Source organism: Promicromonospora sp. NFX87, from assembly GCF_048564965.1.
Lineage (GTDB): Bacteria > Actinomycetota > Actinomycetes > Actinomycetales > Cellulomonadaceae > Promicromonospora.
Genome location: NZ_CP183413.1, coordinates 732,650 through 751,345, shown reverse-complemented (window position 1 = coordinate 751,345; position 18,696 = coordinate 732,650). Strand labels below are relative to the sequence as shown.

The following is an 18,696-nucleotide window of genomic DNA, read 5'->3' as shown; positions in this document are numbered from 1 at the left end:
AGGGGGATCTCGCTCAGGCCTTCGGTCAAGCCGAGAGGCTCAGTGGTTGTTGCTGCCAAAATCGTCCCAATCCGTTGCGGACGCGCGCGACGTCCTGCGCAGTTCCCAGTAGCTCGAAGGCGTACAGATACGGGACATCACACTTCGCAGCGATGATGTCCCCGGTGATGCAGTACGCAGCCCCGAAGTTGGTGTTCCCCGCAGCGATGACGCCGCGAATGAGCGACCGGTTGTGTTCGTCGTTGAGGAACTTCCTCACCTGCCGCGGGACGGCCCCGCCCTCGTTGCCGCCACCGTAGGTGGGTGCCAGGAGGACATAGGGCTCGTCCACGCGCAGGAATCCGTCGGCGGGGCGCAGCGGGATCCGGTGCACCGACATCCCCAGCTCTTCGAGAGCAAGCTTCTCGACGAACCGGTGCGTGTTCTCTGACACGCTGGAGAAGTAGACGAGTGAGCCCACGTCACGCCTCCTTGCCGACGTTGCGGTAGTACAAGGTGTTGCGGTGGTGCAGGTCAGGCCGAAGCGGCCTGGAGCGCGGCGACCGCGCTGATCTGGTCGGGGCGGAAGCCCGACCAGTGGGTGTCGCCGGCGACGACGACCGGCGCCTGGAGGTACCCGAGGCCGCGGACCATCTCGAGCGCCTCGGCGTCCTGAGTGATGTCGACGACCGTGTACTCGACACCCTTGCGATCCAGTGCCCGGTACGTCGCGTCGCACTGGACGCATGCCGGCTTGCTGTAGACAGTGACGCTCATGTCCGCCTCCTCTGACCTCGAAGGACATCTGTGAACTTACACCGATGTGCTTTATGAGCGGGTCTGCGTCTCCCGCTGAACCAAACACTACACCTAGGGTCTGACACTCGCTCGCCCACGACATGTAGTGGTTGAGGCCGAGTAGCGCACTACACCGGAATCGCTCGCGACGCTCAGGGACCATGCTGCCACGAGCCTCTGACACCGCTCGGTAGGCCGCACGCGTGGCCTGCTGCCGCGGCTCCCGGCCCGGCTCAGCAGGCCCCGAGAACCGGCACCTCACACGCCTGCGGAGGGTCTCGGAGCCCCGAAAAAGTGATCTCAGTTCGCGGCGTGTCGCGACCGTTCGGCGTGTCCCGCGAGCGCCGACCGGGACGGTGAGCCGGGTCACAGCGGACCGCTCAGAGGTCGTGCAGCCGGCGTCGTCGTGCCCGCCCATGACTTCGGTCGGTTGCCTTGAGATCGGTCAATCAAACGACCGATCTCGAGGCAACCGACCGAAGTGACGGGAACCCGCCAGCAACCGACCGAAGTCAGGCCACCCGGTCTGCCCGGGAGACCCGGTCAGGCCGGGGAGACCTCGTCCACGCCCGGGAGGGTGTTCGTCGTGGCCAGACGGCGGTACCAGTGCGCGGAGTCCTTCCAGGTGCGCTCCAGCGTGTCGTAGTCGACCCGGATGATGCCGAAGCGACGGTCGTACCCGTAGGCCCACTCGAAGTTGTCCAGCAGCGACCAGGCGAAGTAGCCACGCACGTCCACGCCCTTGTCGCGGGCCTGGCCGAGCGCCTCGACGTGGTCGTGCAGGTACGCGACCCGGTCGACGTCATGCACGCGTGCCACGCCGTCCTCGGTCACCACCGTGTCCTCGAACGCGGCGCCGTTCTCCGTGACCATGAGCGGCTGGTCCGGGTAGGAGTCGCGCAGCGAGACCAGCAGGTCGGTGAGACCCGCGGGCTCGATGTTCCAGCCCATGGCGGTGTAGGGACCGGGCTGCGGCAGGAACTCGACGTCGTCGGCCGCGGGCCAGGGCGTGCCGGCGGAGTCCTTGTGCCCGTCGGCCTGCTGGCGCTCGCCCTCGCCGGCGAAGTGACGCACCCGCGCCGTCGAGTAGTAGTTGACGCCCAGCACGTCGAGCGGCTGCTTGGTGATCTCCAGGTCGCCGTCGAGGACGAACGACCAGTCGGTGACCGATGCGGTGTTCTCCAGCAGGTCCGCCGGGTAGACGCCCTCCAGCACCGGCGCCAGGAACGCCCGGTTGGCCAGCGCGTCGACCTTGCGGACGGCGCCCTGGTCGGCCTCGGACGACGGGTCGTCCGGCCGGAAGACGTGCAGGTTCAGCGTGATCGACGTCTTGGCGGAGTCGCCGAGCACCTCGCGGATCTGCTGGACGGCGAGGCCGTGCGCGAGGTTGAGGTGGTGCACGGCCCGCAGCGCGGCAAGGTCCTCCGTGCGGCCCGGCGCGTGGACGCCCGAGCCGTAGCCCAGGTATGCCGTGCACCACGGCTCGTTGAGCGTGGTCCAGACGTCGATGCGGTCGCCGAGCTCCTCGGCCATCTTCCGGGCGTACCGCGCGAAGGCATAGGCCGTCTCGCGGTTGGTCCAGCCGCCGGCGTCCTCGAGCTCCTGCGGGAGGTCCCAGTGGTAGAGCGTGACGACCGGCTTCACACCGGCGGCGATCAGCCCGTCCACGAGGTCCGAGTAGAACCGGATGCCCTCGGCGTTGAACTCGCCGGAACCGCCCGGCTGCACCCGCGGCCACGCGATGGAGAACCGGTAGGCGCCGAGCCCCAGGTTCTTGATGTGCTCGACGTCCTCCTGCCACCGGTGGAAGTGGTCGTCCGCGACGTCGCCCGTGTCGCCGTTCAGCGTCTTGCCGGGCGTGTGCGAGAACGTGTCCCAGATGGACGGGCCGCGCCCGCCCTCGGTCGCACCACCCTCGATCTGGTACGACGCCGTCGCGGATCCCCAGAGAAACTCCGGGGGAAAACTCCGTGCACTCACAGTGCCACCTCTCCCGGGCCGGTGGCCCGTGCTGTCCGTCCTTCGTACTCGACGCCCCACTCGCCGGGGGCGTCCTCACTGGTCACCTGCACGACGCCGGACGCGTACCGCACGCGGAACGTCGCGGGGGCGCCGGTGCCACCGGGGACCACTACCTCTTCGTCGAACCCCTCGGGCAGACGGGTGCAGCGTAACGTCACGCCCTCGGCCCAGGCGTAGTCGGGCCGGTCGTCGCGAGCGCCGACGGGCAGCACCGTGCCGGGCCGGACGAACAGCGGGAGGCTGTCGAAGCCGTGCTCCTCGGTGACCCAGCGCGGGCCGGTGACGGTCGGCGCCAGCCCGGCCCCACCGACGTCGGGCAGACGGGTCCACTCACCCTCCGGCAGGTAGTACTCCGCGCGCGACTCGTGGAAGACCGGCGCGACCAGCAGCGACGGCCCCAGCATGTACTGGGTGTCGACGGCGGCGGCGGTCCGGTCCTCCGGGAACTGGAGCACCATGGGGCGCATGACGGGCAGACCTTCCTCGGCCGCCACGTGGCCGAGGCGCCCGAGGTACGGCATGAGCCGCAGCTTCAGCTTGGTGAACTTCCGGGTGACGTCGACCGCCTCGTCGTCGAAGGCCCACGGCACGCGGTAGGAGCTGGACCCGTGCAGCCGCGAGTGCGAGGACAGCAGGCCGAACGCGGCCCACCGCTTGAAGACCGCGGGGTCGGGCGTGCCCTCGAAGCCACCGATGTCGTGGCTCCAGTAGCCGAACCCGGACAGGGACAGCGACAGGCCGCCGCGCAGGGACTCCGCCATCGAGACGAACGTGGACTCGCAGTCGCCGCCCCAGTGCACCGGGAAGGCCTGCGTGCCCGCGGTCGCGGACCGGGCGAACAGCACTGCCTCGCCGCGCCCGCGCTCCTCCTCGAGCAGGTCGAAGACCGTCTTGTTGAACAGCGCGGTGTAGTAGTTGTGCATGCGCTGCGGGTCCGACCCGTCGTGCCAGACGACGTCAGTGGGGATGCGCTCGCCGAAGTCGGTCTTGAAGGCGTCGACTCCCTGGCCCAGGAGCACGCGCAGCTTGTCCTGGTACCACGCGGCGGCGTCGGGGTTGGTGAAGTCGACGAGGCCCATGCCGGCCTGCCACTTGTCCCACTGCCATACGTCGCCCTCGGGCGTGGTGACCAGGTAGCCCTTCTCCTGGCCCTCACGGAACAGGTGCGAACGCTGGGCGATGTACGGGTTGATCCACACGCAGACCTTCAGGCCCTTGTCGTGCAGCCGGGCCAGCATGCCCTCGGGGTCCGGGAAGGTCGCCGGGTCCCACACGAAGTCGCACCAGTGGAACTGCCGCATCCAGAAGCAGTCGAAGTGGAAGACCGAGAGCGGGATGTCCCGCTCGGCCATGCCGTCGATGAAGCTGTTGACGGTCTCCTCGTCGTAGCTCGTGGTGAAGGACGTCGACAGCCACAGCCCGTACGACCAGGCGGGAACGACCGCGGGCCGCCCCGTCAGGGCCGTGTACCGGCGCAGGATGTCGGCGGGCGTGGGCCCGTGGATGACGAAGTACTGGAGCGACTGCCCAGCCACCGAGAACTGGGTGCGGCTGACGACCTCGGAGCCGACCTCGAACGAGACCCGCTCGGGGTGGGCGACGAACACGCCGTACCCGCGGTCGGTCAGGTAGAACGGCACGTTCTTGTAGGCCTGCTCGCTCGCGGTGCCGCCGTCCTCGTTCCAGATGTCGACGCTCTGGCCGTTCTTCACGAACGCCCCGAACCGCTCGCCCAGGCCGTAGACGTGCTCCCCCACGCCGAGCGCGAGCTGCTCGTGCACGAAGTCGCCGTCGGGCGTGCTCGCGATCCCGATGCTCCGGTCCGACGACGAGGTGAGCACCTCGCCGTCGGCGATGAAGTCCACGTGCCACGGGCCGTCGGTGGCGACGCGCGCCGTGAGGCCGCCGGACGTGAGCTCGGCGGGGCCGCTCTCGGGCACCACCACCTTGACCGCGCCGGGCTCCGCGTTGACCCCGAAGTGCGGGCCGGGGTCGCGGCGGCCCTGGTGGTGCTCGATGCGCACGCCGATGACGTCGTCCGCGGGAGCGTTGAACGTGACCGTCACGAGCGGACGGTTCAGGGTGTCGCCGCGCTTGGTGATCGGCACGGTGGGCGCGTACACTGTCATCGTCTCGTCGCCGACCTCGACCGAGTCGACGTCCTGGGGACGGAGCATCTCGACGCCGGGGCGCAGCTGCCAGTAGCCGTCGGTGAATCTCATGGCTGGGGCCTCACTCGTCTGTGTAGGGCGTAGGGGTTCGTGGTGTGGAGCGCAGTCACTTGACCGCCCCGGCGGTCACGCCCCGGGTCAGGGTGCGCTGGAAGATCAGGAAGAACACGACGGCGGGCACGAGGGAGACGAGCGAGCCCGCGTTGATCGTCGGCGCGTCCATCATGCGATCGCCCTGCAGCGACGCCAGGGCGATGGGGATGGTCTGGGTGTCGTTGCTGGTCAGCATGACCAGCGGGATGAAGAACTCGTTCCAGGTCCAGATGAAGAAGAAGATCATCAGGACCGAGAGCGTCGGGCGCACGATCGGGAACACGACCTGCCAGAGGATCCGCCACCGGCTCGCGCCGTCGAGCGCCGCGGCCTCCAGCAGAGCGGGCGGGAAGGTACCCAGCACCGAGGAGAGCAGGTAGGTGCCGAACGCCGACTGGATGACGGTGAAGATGATGATCACCGACCACTGCGAGTTCGACAGGCCCACCGACTGCGCCATGGTGAACAGCGGGTAGATCAGCGCCTCCTGCGGCAGCATGTTCGCCAGCAGGAACAGCGCGACGATCCACAGCCGCCCCTTCACCCGGCCGATGCCGATCGCGTACGCGTTGAGCAGCGAGAGCAGCGCCCCGAGCACGGCGACTATGCCTGCGATGAACACCGAGTTCCAGAGCTTCACCGGGAACTCGGTGCGCTCCCAGAACGCCACGACCCCGTCGAGGTAGAGCGAGGAAGGCCACGACAGCGGCCCGTTCGCCGCGTAGTCCTGCGGCGACTTGAAGGCGTTCAGCAGCATGATCCCGAACGGCGCGAGGACCGCGAGGCCCACGAGCACCGCGGCGGCCAGCACGAGCCAGCGGCCCGCGCCACGGCGGTACCGGGAGTCGACGGCGGTGGTGCGCACCTGCGCGGGCCGCGTGGGCGGTCGCACGTCCGTGGCGACAGCCATGTCAGATCCCCTCCCTCTCACGTCGTTCGGCCCGGTTCTGCAGGCCGAGGATGATCACGGCGACGACGACGATCACGAGGGTCAGCACCGTGGCGATCGCCGAGCCGTAGCCGACCTGGGACTTGTCGAAGAAGCTCAGGTACGAGTAGTAGCTGGGCACGAGGGTCGAGCTCTCGGGCCCGCCGCGCGTCAGCACGTAGATGGGTCCGAACACCTTGAGCGCCGCGACGGTGCAGGTCAGCGTCACCACGAAGGTCTCGGGCCGGATCTGGGGCACGGTGATGGCCCGGAACCGGTCCCACCAGCCGGCGCCGTCGAGCTCTGCCGCCTCGTAGAGCTCCGGGTCCACCCGCTGCAGCGCGGCCATGAAGATGACCACGGGGTAGCCCATCTGGACCCAGATCAGCACGAGCATCACCGACGGCAGCGCCGTCGTGGGATCCCCGAGCCAGTTGGGCGGCGAGGCGATGCCCATCCCACGCAGGATCTCGTTCAGCGCACCGGTCTGGGAGTTCAGGATCCAGTTCCAGAGCACACCCGCCACCGCGACCGGCAGGATCTGCGGCAGGTAGTAGGTGGCCCGCAGCACCGAGGAGACCTGCGCGCCGAACCGCCGTCCGAGGTAGTCGAACAGCACCGCCGCGAGCACCAGCCCCAGCAGCGTGGGCACCAGGACCATCGCGACGATCATCGCCAGCGAGTTGCCGAACGACGTCCAGAACTTGTCGTCGCCCATCAGGTCCACGTAGTTGCCGAGCCCGTTCCAGCGCAGCGGCGCCATGCCACCGCGCCACTTGAACAGGCTGAAGTACACGTTCGTCACGAGCGGGTACCCGATCACCACGGCGAAGGCGATCGCGCCGGGCAGGAGGTACGGCAGGTACGCCAACCACTCCGGCCGACGACGGCGGCGCGTCTCGCGCGGGGCTCGTGGGCGCCCGACCGACCGCGAGCGCCGTTCGGTAAGGGTGCTGTCAGCCATCGAGCAGGTCGGCCTTGCCCTCGTCGTACGAGCTCTGGAGCCCGTCCAGCACCTCGTCCGGCGTCTTGGACCGGTTGACCAGCGACTGCAGCTCGCTGACGATCACGTCGTAGTAGCCGGCCACCGGCCAGTCGGGGTAGAACGCCAGGCCGTCCGCGTCGAGGATCGCCTGGAAGTTCTCGGTCAGCTCACGCGTGCGCTCGTCCTCGATGACCGAGGCGTCGCCCGCCACGGGCAGGCCGCCCTCGGCCGCGAGGACGTTCTGCACCTCCGGGCGGAGCGTGATGTCGATGAACTCCTCGGCGAGGCTCGGGGAGTCGGCGTTGGCCGGGACCACCCAGAGGTTGCCCGACGAACCCGTGTGCAGCGTGTTGCCGGGGAAGTTGAACTGGCCCCAGTCGGCCTCGACCTCGGTCGCGAGGCGGCCGAACCACCAGGAGCCGCTGACCATGAGCGGGTAGGTGCCGTCGATGAACGAGACGCCCATGTCCTCGGCGGTGAGCGCTGCCGAGTCGGAGGCGATGTAGCCCTTCTCGATCCACTCGTCGAGCTTCTCGGTGGCCTGGGTCATCGCCTCGTTGTGGAAGTCGACGTCGTTCGCGAAGAGCTGGTAGTCGTCGACCAGGGCGCGGTCGCCGTAGGCGAGGACGAGCTCGTACCAGAGCTGGCCGAGCGGGTACTCGGCGCCGGCCTCGGCGAGCGGCGTGATGCCCTCCTCCTTGAAGGCGGCCAGGACGTCCTCGAACTCGTCGAGGTTCGTCGGCACCTCCAGCCCGTGCTCGGCGAACATGTCCTTGTTGTAGTAGACGCCGACGAACTCGCCGTAGTTCGGCACCCCGTACCACTCGCCGGAGCCCATGCGGCCCTGCTCGTCGTACGTCGCGGTGGTGGCCAGCGACCCGGTGAGCTTCTCGTCCCAGCCGCGTTCGGTGGCGGCGTCTGTCAGCGGTGTCAGCAGGCCCTGCGCCGCGAGCTGGCCCGCCGTCGCGTTGCCCTTGTTGAACTCCATGACGTCGGGCACGTCGTCGCCCGTGAGCACGATCTTGGCGTTCTTCTGGATCTGCTCGAACGTCTGCTTCTCGACGTCGACGGTGACGTCGGGGTTCTCCTCCTCGAAGATCTTGATGGCCTCGGCCCAGGCCTTGCCCATCGCCGAGTCCTCGTTCTCGTAGTGCCAGATCGTCAGCGTGCTGTCGTCGGTGTCGCCGCCGCCACCGGTCTGTCCGGTGCAGCCGGTCAGGGCCAGCGCACCGGCCATCGCGGCCGCTACGGCGGTCATGGTCCGCTTGTGCTTCATCGCATCTCCTTGGTTTCGCTCAGCCGCTGGGGCAGTGGGCGACGAGAGCTCGGCGCCGAGGTACCACGTGGTACCTCCGGCCGGGCCGTCGGACGGCGGAGCGTGACGGCCGAAGCGCCCTCGGGGGACAGCCGTTCGCCGGTCGCGACCGGCGCCCCACATCGATTCGTCCTCGGCATCCTTACCCTCTCGGCCGCGCCCAGACCCCTGCGTCTGGATCGTCGAAGCGTTTCAACACGCTAACCCTAGGCGCTGGCTCGTGTCCAGTACCCGCCCTCCGGCAGGTGGACTACGCTTCCATCGAAGCGCTTGCCTGGCATGCGGCACACTGGTGTGCCCGGTGCCGACGCGCACCGCCTGCCACCGCACAGGGCACACTGCGGCATCGATCCGAGAGGAGCACCGTGGCCACGATCGACGACGTCGCCAAGGCGGCGGGGGTCTCGACCTCCACCGTGTCCTACGTACTGTCGGGCAAGCGACCGATCTCCGCACCGACACGGGCTCGTGTCGAGCGCGCCATCGACAAGCTCGGCTACCGGCCGCATGCCGGGGCGCGAGCGCTGGCCTCGTCCCGCACCAACGTCATAGCACTCATGGCACCCCTCCGGGTGGGCGTCAGCGTACCCGTCATCATGCAGTTCGTGGCAGGTGTCGTGACGCGCGCGCGAGACTTCGACTACGACATCCTCCTCCTCACCCAGGACGACGTGAGCGGCCTCGACCGGGTGACCGGCGGCTCCATGGTGGACGCCCTGGTGATGATGGACATCGAGGCGGACGACCCGCGCGTGCCCCTCGTCGCGGCCGCCAAGCAGCCGACGGTGCTCATCGGCCTGCCGCAGGACCCGGAGGGCCTGAGCTGTGTCGACCTCGACTTCGAGGCCGCCGGCCGGCTCGCCGTGCGGCACCTCGTGGGCGCGGGCCACACCGACGTCGCGCTCATCGGCTCCCCGCCCGAGGTGCTGCAGCGGCACACGTCCTACGCCGAACGGCTGATGCGCGGCCTGCGCAGCCAGGCCGAGCTCTCCGGCGTGACGGTCGAGGTGGAGGCGTGCGACTCCTCGCCGTCCGGAGCCGCGAGCGCCGTGGACACGCTGCTGGCGACCGCGCCGGACACCACGGGGATCATCGTGCACAACGAGGGTGCGCTCCCCCACGTGCTGTCGCGCCTGGCCGAGCGCGGCATAGCGGTCGGGACCGACATGTCCGTGGTGGCGGTCTGCCCCACCGACGTGGCGCTCTCCCAGCGGATCCCGATGACCAGCATCGACCTGCCCGCCGAGGGGATCGGCAAGGTCGCCGTCGACATGGTCATGGCCCGCCTCGAGGGTGAGCACCCGTCCGAGACGCGGCTGCTCGCCCCCGTGCTCACCGAACGAGCGAGCTCGGTGAGCGGCCCGACCGACCCGCTGGACTGAAGCAAGCGCTTCGCTGTCTCCCACCTGCGGCAGCGCCGCCTCGCGGGCGGGCGCGGGGTGGAACACCCGGTCTTTCGTGGCCAAACCGTGAACTACTGGTCATTGCACGGCAAGACATCTGTCTGGTATTAATGTCGAAGCGCTTCGACGAATCGAGTCCGACTCGTCGCTCGCACCACACAACGAAGTGGCCGATCACGAGGGAGTGACAGGTGAGCCTCACCCAGGGAGCGCGGCCGGAGGTGCTCGGCGCGAGCATCTCGCCGAGCGCCGGACCAGTCGGTGCAAGCAAGGGCCGTGGTCGCGGCCGACGTCGTGAACCGCCGTCCCACGGCAAGTCCTCGAAGACGATGTTCCTCGTCATCCTGCCGTTCCTCGTACTCGCTTTCGTGTTCTCCTACCTGCCGCTGCTGGGCTGGGTGACCGCCTTCTACGACTACAAGCCGGCGCTCGGGCTGGGCGGCAGCGAGTTCGTCGGGCTGCAGTGGTTCGAGATCCTGGTCTCGTCCGAGACGCAGCTCAGGCAGCTCGGCCAGGTGATGGCGAACACCCTCGCCATGAGCTTCCTCGGCATCGCGACGTCGCTGCTGCCGGTCTTCTTCGCGATCCTGCTCAACGAGATCCGGGCCAGCTGGTTCCGGAACGCGGTGCAGACCCTCACTACGCTCCCGAACTTCATCTCCTGGGTGCTCGTGTACATGATCGCGTTCTCGCTGTTCTCGTCGTCGGGGCTGGTCAACACCACGCTGCACGACTGGGGCCTGATCACCGTCCCGATGAAGTTCCTGGACACCGACCAGCACGTCTGGCTGACCATGCTCGCCTGGAGCCTGTGGAAGGGCCTGGGCTGGGGCGCGATCATGTACCTCGCGGCCATCGCGGGTATCGACCAGTCGCTGTACGAGTCGGCGCGGATCGACGGCGCGAGCCGGTTCCAGCTCATGCGCTACATCACGTTCCCGATGCTCATGCCGACGTACGTGGTGCTGCTCGTCCTCTCCATCGCCAACATCCTGAACAACGGCATGGAGCAGTTCTTCGTCTTCCAGAACGCCTTCAACAGGGAGCACATCCAGGTGCTCGACCTGTACGTCTACAACGTGGGCATGACGGGGAACAGCCTGTCGCTGGCGACAGTCCTCAGCATGTTCAAGAGCGTCATCTCGCTCGCACTCCTGCTCGCCGCCAACGCGATCGCCAAGCGCGCCCGCGGGTCGTCGATCATCTAGGAAAGGACCGACGTCGTGACCACCACGGACACCGGGCCCCGCCTGCGGCGCACCCGCGGCGACATCCCGTTCGCCCTCATCAACTACGCCGGCTTCCTGCTCTTCGCGCTGGTGTGCGGCTACCCGTTCTACTACCTGATCATCAACTCCGTCAGCGCGAACGACATCAGCGCGCTCGGCGACGTGCGCGTGTGGCCGGTCGGCCTCCACCTGTCGAACTACGAGCAGGTCCTCGGCCTGCCGGGCCTGACGGGCTCGATGCTGGTCTCGATCGCACGCACCGTGATCGGCACGGGGACCACCGTCCTCGCGTCGGCGTTCCTCGGCTTCATGTTCACGCAGGAACGCCTGAAGAACCGCTCGCTCTGGTACCGGCTGATCATCTTCACGATGTACTTCAACGCCGGCCTGATCCCGGTGTACGTCACGATCCACACGCTCGGGCTGACCAACAACTTCTGGGTCTACATCCTCCCGGCGATCGTGCAGCCCTTCAACATCATCCTGGTCAAGACGTACGTGGAGTCGCTGCCCCAGTCGCTGCAGGAGGCCGCCGAGATAGACGGCGCCGGGATCGTGACGATCTTCTTCCGGATCATCCTCCCGAACATGACGCCGATCCTCGCGACGGTCGCGATCTTCTCCGCGGTGGCGCAGTGGAACTCGTTCCAGGACACGCTGCTGTACGTCACGGACCAGAAGCTCTACCCGCTGCAGTACACGCTCTACACCTATCTCAACCAGGCCAACAGCCTGGCCACGGCGGCGCAGAACGCGCAGGGCAACCTCGGCTCGATCGTCTCGGCCGCCACGACCCAGACGCCGACGTCGATCCGGATGACGGTCGCGGTGATCGTCGTGCTGCCGATCATCTTCGTCTACCCGCTGTTCCAGCGGTACTTCGTCAAGGGCATCATGCTCGGCGCGGTCAAGGGCTGACCGCGCGTCCCGCGAGAAGAACAAGTGCGACAAACACAAAGGAGTGTCATGAGATCACACAAGGCCATAGCCGTACTGGTGGCTCCGCTGCTGGGAATCCTGTCCCTCACGGCCTGCACGGGCTCGGGAACGGCGGACGACGCCGAGCCGGTGTCCCTCGACCAGGACTGGGCCGCGGCGGACCCGATCACGATCGACGTCTTCGACGGCCTCGCCAACTACCAGGGCATCGAGAGCGGCTGGTTCGCCAAGATCGTCAAGGACAAGTTCAACATGGAGCTGAACATCATCGCGCCCAACGTGGCAGGCGGCGGTGACACGCTCTACAACACCCGTGTGGCCAGCGGTGACCTCGGTGACCTCATCATCACCGACAAGGGCGAGCGGATGGACGAGCTGGTCGAGGGCGGCCTGCTCAAGGACATGGCGCCCTACTACGAGTCCATGGAGAACGTGCCGAAGTACGACGCGGCGATCCAGCACGTCAACGACGGCAAGGACGGCGTCTTCGGCGTCCCGACCCAGCTCTCGTCGGTCAAGCCGACCGAGCCGAACGACGGCGTCGACCCCACGTTCGGGCCCTACCTGCGCTGGGACTACTACGCCGAGGCCGGCTACCCCGAGATCGACACCCTCGAGGACCTGCTGCCGGTCCTGAAGGACATGCAGGACGCCCACCCCGAGGCCGACAACGGCAAGCCCACCTATGCCATCTCCCTGTTCAAGGACTGGGACGGCAACATGATGGTGATGGGCAAGCAGCCGACCACCCTCTACGGCTACGACGAGATGGGGTTCGTGCTCGCCAAGGCCGACGGCTCGGACTACCAGAGCATCGTCGACGCCGACTCGCAGTACGTGCGCGCGCTGAAGTTCTACCAGGAGGCGAACGAGATGGGTCTCGTGGACCCTGACTCGACCACGCAGAACTACGACACGATGTTCGCCAAGTACCAGGCCGGCCAGGTCCTCCTGTCCTGGTGGCCGTGGCTGGGCCAGTCGGCGTACAACACCGAGCAGAACATGAAGGACGGCAAGGGCTTCATGATCGCCCCGCTGAAGGACCAGACGGTCTTCTCCTACGGCGCGGAGGTGTACGGCGGCAAGCAGGTGGTCTCCATCGGCGCGAAGGCCGAGGACCCCGCACGCATCGCCGCGTTCATCGACTGGCTCTACTCGCCCGAGGGTGTGCAGGCCAACGCGTCCGAGACCATGGGTGCCGCCGGTCCCGAGGGGCTGACCTGGGAGCAGGGCAGCGACGGGCCGGAGCTCACCGACTTCGGCCGCAAGGCCATCCTCGAGGGCGGCGCGGACGTGCCGGCCGAGTGGGGCGGCGGCGCGTACAAGGACGGCGGCTCGAGCCTGAACTTCTCCGCGGTCCTGCCGATCGACGAGGACCCGAGCACGGGCTTCCCGTACAGCTACAAGCTCTGGCCGAGCTACCAGGAGACGGTGGCGAACCCGCTCACCGAGGACTGGTCCGAGCACATGGGCGGCCCCACGACGACCATGGAGTACCTGCGGTCCAACGACATGCTGACGGTCGCGCCGGGCGCGAGCTTCACCGTCCCGACGGACGAGTCCCAGATCGAGACGATGCGCAACCAGGTCAAGGCCAGCATCGTCGAGTACTCCTGGAAGATGGCCTTCGCCAAGGACGACGCCGAGTTCGACTCCCTGCAGGCAGAGATGCAGGAGACGGTGGACGGCCTGGGCTACGAGGAGGTCCTCGAGGTCGACATGGCCAACGCCAAGGCCCAGAACGAGGCCCGCGTCGCGGTCGCGAACGAGTTCGGCTGAGCCGCACAGTTCCGTGCCAACACAGTTCCGTGCACCACGAGGGAGTGTCATGAGATCACGCAAGGCCATAGCGATGCTGGTGGCTCCACTGCTGGGAGTACTGTCCCTCGCCGCTTGCACGCCGTCGGGGACGCCCGAGGACGTCGAGGCGGTGTCGATCGACCAGGACTGGTCCAAGGCCGAGCCGCTGACCGTCGACGTCTTCGACGGCGTAGCCAACTACCAGGGCATCCAGGGCGGCTGGTTCGGCAAGGTCGTCAAGGACAAGTTCAACATCGAGCTGAACATCCTGTCCCCGAACGTCGCGGGCGGCGGCGACACGCTCTACAACACCCGCGTCGCGGGCGGCGAGCTCGGCGATCTCATCATCGTCGGCAAGGGCCAGCAGGCCGACGAGCTGGTCGAGGGCGGCCTCATGCTCGACGCGTCCCCCTACTACGGGTCCATGAAGAACGCGGCCGCGTACGACACCGGGGTGCAGAAGCTGAACGAGGGCAAGGACGGCGTCTACGCCTTCCCGACCGTGATGTCCTCGATCAAGCCGACCGAGCCGTCCGAGGGCGTCGACCCGACGTTCGGCCCGTACCTGCGCTGGGACTACTACGCCGAGGCCGGCTACCCCGAGATCGGCACCCTCGAGGACCTCCTGCCGGTGCTCAAGGAGATGCAGGACGCGCACCCGGAGGCCGACAACGGCAAGCCGACGTACGCCATGTCCCTGTTCAAGGACTGGGACGGCAACCTGATGACCATGGCGGGGCAGCCGCCTGCCGTCTACGGGTACGAGCACATGGGCTTCGCCGAGTCCAAGCCCGACGGGTCCGACTACCACGGCGTCCTCGACCCCAGCTCGGAGTACGTGCGCGCGCTCAAGTTCTACTACGAGGCGAACAAGATGGGCCTCGTCGACCCGGACTCGACCACGCAGAACTACGACACGATGTTCGCCAAGTACCAGGCCGGCCAGGTCCTCCTGTCCTGGTGGCCGTGGCTGGGCCAGCAGGCCTACAACACCGAGCAGAACATGAAGGACGGCAAGGGCTTCATGATCGCCCCGCTGAAGGACCAGACGGTCCTCTCCCGCGGCGCCGAGGTGTACGGCGGCGCGATGGTCTTCGGCATCGGCTCGAAGGCCGAGGACCCGGCTCGTATGGCGGCGTTCATCGACTGGCTCTACTCGCCGGAGGGCGTCGAGGCCAACTCCTCCGACTACGCCGGTGCCGGCCCCCTGGGCCTGACCTGGGAGGACGGCGAGGACGGGCCGGTGCTCACGGACTTCGGCCGGCAGGCCATCCTGGAGGGTGACGCGGACGTGCCGGCCGAGTGGGGCGGCGGCAAGTACAAGGACGGCGGCTCGACCCTGAACATCAGCGGCGTCCTGCAGAACTCCGAGGACCCGCGGACGGGCTACCCGTACAACTACAAGTTCTGGCCGAGCTACCAGGAGACGGCGGCCAACCCGCTCGTCGACGACTGGTCCAAGAAGATGGGTGGCGCCAGGACGACCATGGAGTACCTGCAGTCCAGCGACCAGCTCCTGGTCGCACCGGGCGCGAGCTTCACGACCCCGACGGACGACTCCGAGATCGAGACCCTGCGCAACCAGGTCAAGGTCACGATCGTGGAGCACTCCTGGAAGATGGCCTTCGCCAAGGACGACGCCGAGTTCGACGCCCTGCTCGCCGAGATGCAGGAGACGGCGAACGGCCTGGGCTACGAGAAGGTGCTCGAGGTCGACCTGGCCAACGCCAAGTCCCAGAACGAGGCCCGCACCGCGGTCGCCAACGAGTTCGGCTGAGCCCGAACCGGTAACAGCACGCGTAAGGCCCAGGCGATCGATCGCTTGGGCCTTACGTCCGCCTGGCCCCAGTCACTTGTCACCAGAACCAAGGAGAGCATCATGCAACGACGCACTTTCCTCGCGTCGATCGGCACGGCCGCGGCCGCAGCCGCGATCGGCCTCCCGGGCGCCTCGGCACAGGCCGACGCCCACGCACCCGGCGCTTCCACCTACACCTGGAAGAACGCAGCCATCAACGGCGGCGGCTTCGTGCCCGGCATCATCTTCAACGAGACCGAGCAGAACCTCGTCTACGCCCGGACCGACATCGGCGGCTGCTACCGCTGGCAGGAGGGCTCCCGGACCTGGAAGCCGCTGCTGGACTGGGTCGGCCGTGACAAGTGGGGCTACTCCGGGGTCGTCTCCATGGCCACCGACCCCGTCGACACCCGCCGCGTCTACGCCGCGGTGGGCACCTACACCATCGACTGGGACCCGAACAACGGTGCCGTGCTCTACTCCGACGACAAGGGCGACACCTGGGGCATCGCCGAGCTCCCGTTCAAGCAGGGCGGCAACATGCCCGGCCGCGGCATGGGCGAGCGCCTCGTCGTCAACCCGGCCGACAACGCCGAGCTCTACCTCGGCACGCCGAACGGGAACGGGCTGTGGCGCTCGCGCGACCACGGCCGCACCTGGGCGCGTGTCGAAGAGTTCCCGAACGCCGGGAACTTCGTCGTCGACCCGTCGAACCCGCTCCTCGCCGACAACCAGGGCGTGCTCTGGATCGACTTCGACCAGGTCGGCGGCAAGATCTACGTCGGCGTGGCCGACCCGGCCGACCCGCTGTACGTCTCCGAGGACGGCGGCGCGACCTGGCAGGCCGTCCCGGGCGCGGCTGAAGCTCTCGGCACCGCCGGCGGCAACCGCACCATCCCGTCCCAGTCGGCCGTGGACAACACCAACGGATATCTCTACGTCGTCACCAGCCACGACCCAGGCCCCTACAACGGCGCGCCCGCCTCGGGCGACGGCGGCAGGATCCAGCGCCTGGCGACCCGGACCGGCGAGTGGACCGACGTCACCCCGTCCTACAACCCGCGTGGCGTGATCCCGGGCTTCGGCGGCATCACCGTCGACCGCCAGAACCCCGGGACGCTCATGGCGGCCACGCGCAACAACTGGTATCCCGACGAGATCCTCTACCGCTCCACCGACTCCGGTGCCACCTGGCAGCTCAGCTGGGACTACGCCGAGGGCCAGGACCGCCACGACCGGTTCGACATGGACAACGCCGGCAGCCCGTGGCTGTCGTGGAACGGCGAGAACCAGGGGCCCCAGTACGCGGTCAAGCAGGGGTGGATGATCGACGCCCTCGCGATCGACCCGCACAACTCCGACCGGATCATGTGGGGCACCGGCGCGACCATCTGGGGCACCGAGGAGCTGACCCGGTGGGACGCGCAGGGCGAGCTCATCGGCCGGGACGAGGCCGGCCAGCGGGTCGCGCTGCCGGTCGAGAAGTTCACCGTCGCCGTCCGCGCCGAAGGCGTGGAGGAGTGCGCGGTCCTCGACCTCGCCGCTCTCGGCGGGACCCTCGTCTCGGCGGTCGGCGACGTCGGCGGCTTCGTCCACACCGAGCTCGACCGGGCCGAGCCGATGATCGACACCGACTGGTCCACAGGCACCAGCGTCGACTTCGCCCAGTACAAGCGGGACATCATCGTCGGCACCGGCAACGTGCACGGCAACGAGAAGGGCCACGTCGGCGTCTCCACCGACCGCGGCAAGACCTGGAAGAACGCCACGCGCGTCGAGGGCGTCCCCGGCGACGGCCACGGCGGCACCGTGGCGATCAGCGCCAACGGGTCCAGGATCTTCTGGACGCCCGGCAGCTCCGAGGTCGCCCCGGTGTACAGCACCGACCTGGGCGAGACCTGGATCCCGGTGCGGGGCCTGCCTGCGGGGGCGAAGATCCGGTCCGACCGCGTCGACGCGTCCGTCCTGTACGCGTTCTCGGGCGGCACGTTCTACCGCAGCACCGACGGCGGCGCGACGTTCGCCGACACAGGGGCGACGGGCCTGCCGACCGCGGGCGTCGACGACTTCCGTGCCGTCCCCCGCCACAGGAAGCACCTGTGGCTGGCGGGGCGCGGTGACGAGAAGACGGGCGTCACCGGCGGCATGTGGCGCTCCAAGGACGGCGGCAGCACCTGGAAGCGCATCGCCAGGTTCGAGACCGCGGAGTCGGTCGGCTTCGGCAAGGCGGCCAGGAACGCCGCCTACCCGGCGATCTACACCTCCGCGCTGATCGGCGGCAAGGCCGCCGTCTACCGCTCGACCGACGGCGGCATCCACTGGACCCGCATCAACGACGACGACCACCAGTGGGCGTACTCGGGATCCGCCATCACCGGCGACCCGCTCGTCTACGGGCGCGTCTACCTCACCACCAACGGCCGCGGCATCATCTACGGCGACATCGCCGGCTGACGCCGCCAGGCCACGAGCAAAAGGTGCCCCTGACCTGGGCTGACACGACGTGTCGACGTCGTGCCGGCCCAGGTCGGGGGCACCTCTCTCTCACGTCACTCGCCGGAGAACGGGCTGACCGGGTCGAGCGCCGTCGGATCATCGCCGCGCCGCCGGAAGATGCTGTGCAGCACGAGCGCGTCCACGTAGGCCCCCACCGAGAAGCCGATGGTCAGCACGAGCGCCGCGGCCGGCGGGTACACGTAGAGCAGGCTCACCGTCGCCACCGGCCGCAGCAGCAGGGCGAGCGTCCGCAGCGGCTCGGCGAGCGGCAGCAGCAGGGCGTTGCGCACCGTCCGGCCCAGCGGGTCGGCGAACCGCGCGACCAGCGCGAGAGCGCACAGCAGCGCGGTGGCCAGGTACGCGGTGAGCAGCACCGCGACCGTACCGATGCCGGTCCCCAGGGCGCTGCCCGTCGCCAGCCAGAAGGTCGCGGCGAAGCCCGTCATGGCGGCCGGCACACCGAGCAGCAGCCCGACGGCGGTGCCCCGCCACAGGTTGCGACGGAGGCCGACGAGGAAGCCCCGGATGAGGTATCCGCGTTCCTCGTCGGCGTACCGCAGCGCCACCTCGTAGAGCGCCGCGGTCGCTGCCCCCGCCGTCACCACCGGTACGCAGGCCACGATGTACAGCACGTTGAGCGCGACGAACTGCAGGAACGTCGTCAGTCCCTGCGCGCTGCGGCTGTCGGGGTCGACCCTCATTGGTGCGTCCTCATTGGTGCGTCGTCATCGGTGCGTCCT

Annotated in this window: 14 protein-coding genes; 6 read left to right on the top strand and 8 right to left on the bottom strand. The window is 68.4% G+C overall.

What is annotated here, in order from left to right; genetic code table 11:
• Positions 1–25 precede the first annotated feature (25 nt).
• The 7 genes from nrdI to ACNYC2_RS03420 all read right to left on the bottom strand — a co-directional run bounded on the left by nrdI (position 26) and on the right by ACNYC2_RS03420 (position 8,252).
• On the bottom strand, positions 26–460 hold the full coding sequence (nrdI, locus tag ACNYC2_RS03450) for a class Ib ribonucleoside-diphosphate reductase assembly flavoprotein NrdI (protein WP_116676669.1): 435 nt from the start codon (positions 458–460) through the stop codon (positions 26–28).
• A gap of 53 nt (positions 461–513) precedes the next feature.
• Positions 514–756: a glutaredoxin-like protein NrdH gene (gene nrdH, locus ACNYC2_RS03445; RefSeq protein ID WP_020017613.1), complete on the bottom strand. Its 243-nt coding sequence runs from the start codon at positions 754–756 to the stop codon at positions 514–516.
• 564 nt (positions 757–1,320) lie between these two features.
• Complete coding sequence (locus ACNYC2_RS03440) at positions 1,321–2,757, bottom strand: GH1 family beta-glucosidase (protein ID WP_419705698.1); 1,437 nt, start codon at positions 2,755–2,757, stop codon at positions 1,321–1,323.
• Entirely contained in the window at positions 2,754–5,021 is a 2,268-nt protein-coding gene (gene yicI, locus ACNYC2_RS03435) for an alpha-xylosidase (protein ID WP_419705697.1), read from the bottom strand. The genes ACNYC2_RS03440 and yicI overlap by 4 nt, the downstream gene beginning before the upstream one ends.
• Before the next feature lie 55 nt (positions 5,022–5,076).
• Positions 5,077–5,973 (bottom strand): carbohydrate ABC transporter permease, encoded by an 897-nt coding sequence (locus ACNYC2_RS03430; protein ID WP_419705696.1) that lies wholly within the window; start codon positions 5,971–5,973, stop codon positions 5,077–5,079.
• A 1-nt stretch (position 5,974) separates the two neighbouring features.
• The gene (locus ACNYC2_RS03425) at positions 5,975–6,955 is read right to left on the bottom strand and encodes a carbohydrate ABC transporter permease (protein ID WP_419705695.1); all 981 of its coding nucleotides are present in this window, start codon (positions 6,953–6,955) and stop codon (positions 5,975–5,977) included.
• Positions 6,948–8,252 (bottom strand): ABC transporter substrate-binding protein, encoded by a 1,305-nt coding sequence (locus tag ACNYC2_RS03420; protein ID WP_419705694.1) that lies wholly within the window; start codon positions 8,250–8,252, stop codon positions 6,948–6,950. The genes ACNYC2_RS03425 and ACNYC2_RS03420 overlap by 8 nt, the downstream gene beginning before the upstream one ends.
• A gap of 404 nt (positions 8,253–8,656) precedes the next feature.
• On the opposite strand from ACNYC2_RS03420, the gene ACNYC2_RS03415 reads away from it, so the two are divergent.
• From ACNYC2_RS03415 to ACNYC2_RS03390, 6 genes are all read left to right on the top strand, one after another.
• Positions 8,657–9,673: a LacI family DNA-binding transcriptional regulator gene (locus ACNYC2_RS03415; protein ID WP_419705693.1), complete on the top strand. Its 1,017-nt coding sequence runs from the start codon at positions 8,657–8,659 to the stop codon at positions 9,671–9,673.
• Positions 9,674–9,885: 212 nt separating this feature from the next.
• Positions 9,886–10,902, top strand: a complete 1,017-nt coding sequence (locus ACNYC2_RS03410) for an ABC transporter permease (protein WP_419705692.1) — start codon at positions 9,886–9,888, stop codon at positions 10,900–10,902.
• A 15-nt stretch (positions 10,903–10,917) separates the two neighbouring features.
• Positions 10,918–11,841: a carbohydrate ABC transporter permease gene (locus ACNYC2_RS03405; RefSeq protein ID WP_419705691.1), complete on the top strand. Its 924-nt coding sequence runs from the start codon at positions 10,918–10,920 to the stop codon at positions 11,839–11,841.
• 48 nt (positions 11,842–11,889) lie between these two features.
• Positions 11,890–13,641, top strand: a complete 1,752-nt coding sequence (locus ACNYC2_RS03400) for an ABC transporter substrate-binding protein (protein WP_419705690.1) — start codon at positions 11,890–11,892, stop codon at positions 13,639–13,641.
• Between the two features lie 49 nt (positions 13,642–13,690).
• Positions 13,691–15,439: an ABC transporter substrate-binding protein gene (locus tag ACNYC2_RS03395; RefSeq protein ID WP_419705689.1), complete on the top strand. Its 1,749-nt coding sequence runs from the start codon at positions 13,691–13,693 to the stop codon at positions 15,437–15,439.
• Positions 15,440–15,541: 102 nt separating this feature from the next.
• Positions 15,542–17,914, top strand: a complete 2,373-nt coding sequence (locus ACNYC2_RS03390) for a xyloglucanase (protein ID WP_419705688.1) — start codon at positions 15,542–15,544, stop codon at positions 17,912–17,914.
• 95 nt (positions 17,915–18,009) lie between these two features.
• On the opposite strand, the gene ACNYC2_RS03385 is transcribed toward ACNYC2_RS03390, so the two are convergent.
• Positions 18,010–18,657 carry a DUF624 domain-containing protein gene (locus ACNYC2_RS03385; protein ID WP_419705687.1) on the bottom strand — a complete coding sequence of 216 codons (648 nt, stop codon included), beginning with the start codon at positions 18,655–18,657 and terminating at the stop codon, positions 18,010–18,012.
• Positions 18,658–18,696: the final 39 nt, after the last annotated feature.

Bases quoted from the DNA above. Each gene is read 5' to 3' on its own strand.
- nrdH (WP_020017613.1), bottom strand. From the start codon at position 756: ATGAGCGTCACTGTCTACAGCAAGCCGGCATGCGTCCAGTGCGACGCG.
- yicI (WP_419705697.1), bottom strand. From the start codon at position 5,021: ATGAGATTCACCGACGGCTACTGGCAGCTGCGCCCCGGCGTCGAGATG.
- ACNYC2_RS03430 (WP_419705696.1), bottom strand. From the start codon at position 5,973: ATGGCTGTCGCCACGGACGTGCGACCGCCCACGCGGCCCGCGCAGGTG.
- ACNYC2_RS03425 (WP_419705695.1), bottom strand. From the start codon at position 6,955: ATGGCTGACAGCACCCTTACCGAACGGCGCTCGCGGTCGGTCGGGCGC.
- ACNYC2_RS03420 (WP_419705694.1), bottom strand. From the start codon at position 8,252: ATGAAGCACAAGCGGACCATGACCGCCGTAGCGGCCGCGATGGCCGGT.
- ACNYC2_RS03400 (WP_419705690.1), top strand. From the start codon at position 11,890: ATGAGATCACACAAGGCCATAGCCGTACTGGTGGCTCCGCTGCTGGGA.
- ACNYC2_RS03395 (WP_419705689.1), top strand. From the start codon at position 13,691: ATGAGATCACGCAAGGCCATAGCGATGCTGGTGGCTCCACTGCTGGGA.
- ACNYC2_RS03390 (WP_419705688.1), top strand. From the start codon at position 15,542: ATGCAACGACGCACTTTCCTCGCGTCGATCGGCACGGCCGCGGCCGCA.
- ACNYC2_RS03385 (WP_419705687.1), bottom strand. From the start codon at position 18,657: ATGAGGGTCGACCCCGACAGCCGCAGCGCGCAGGGACTGACGACGTTC.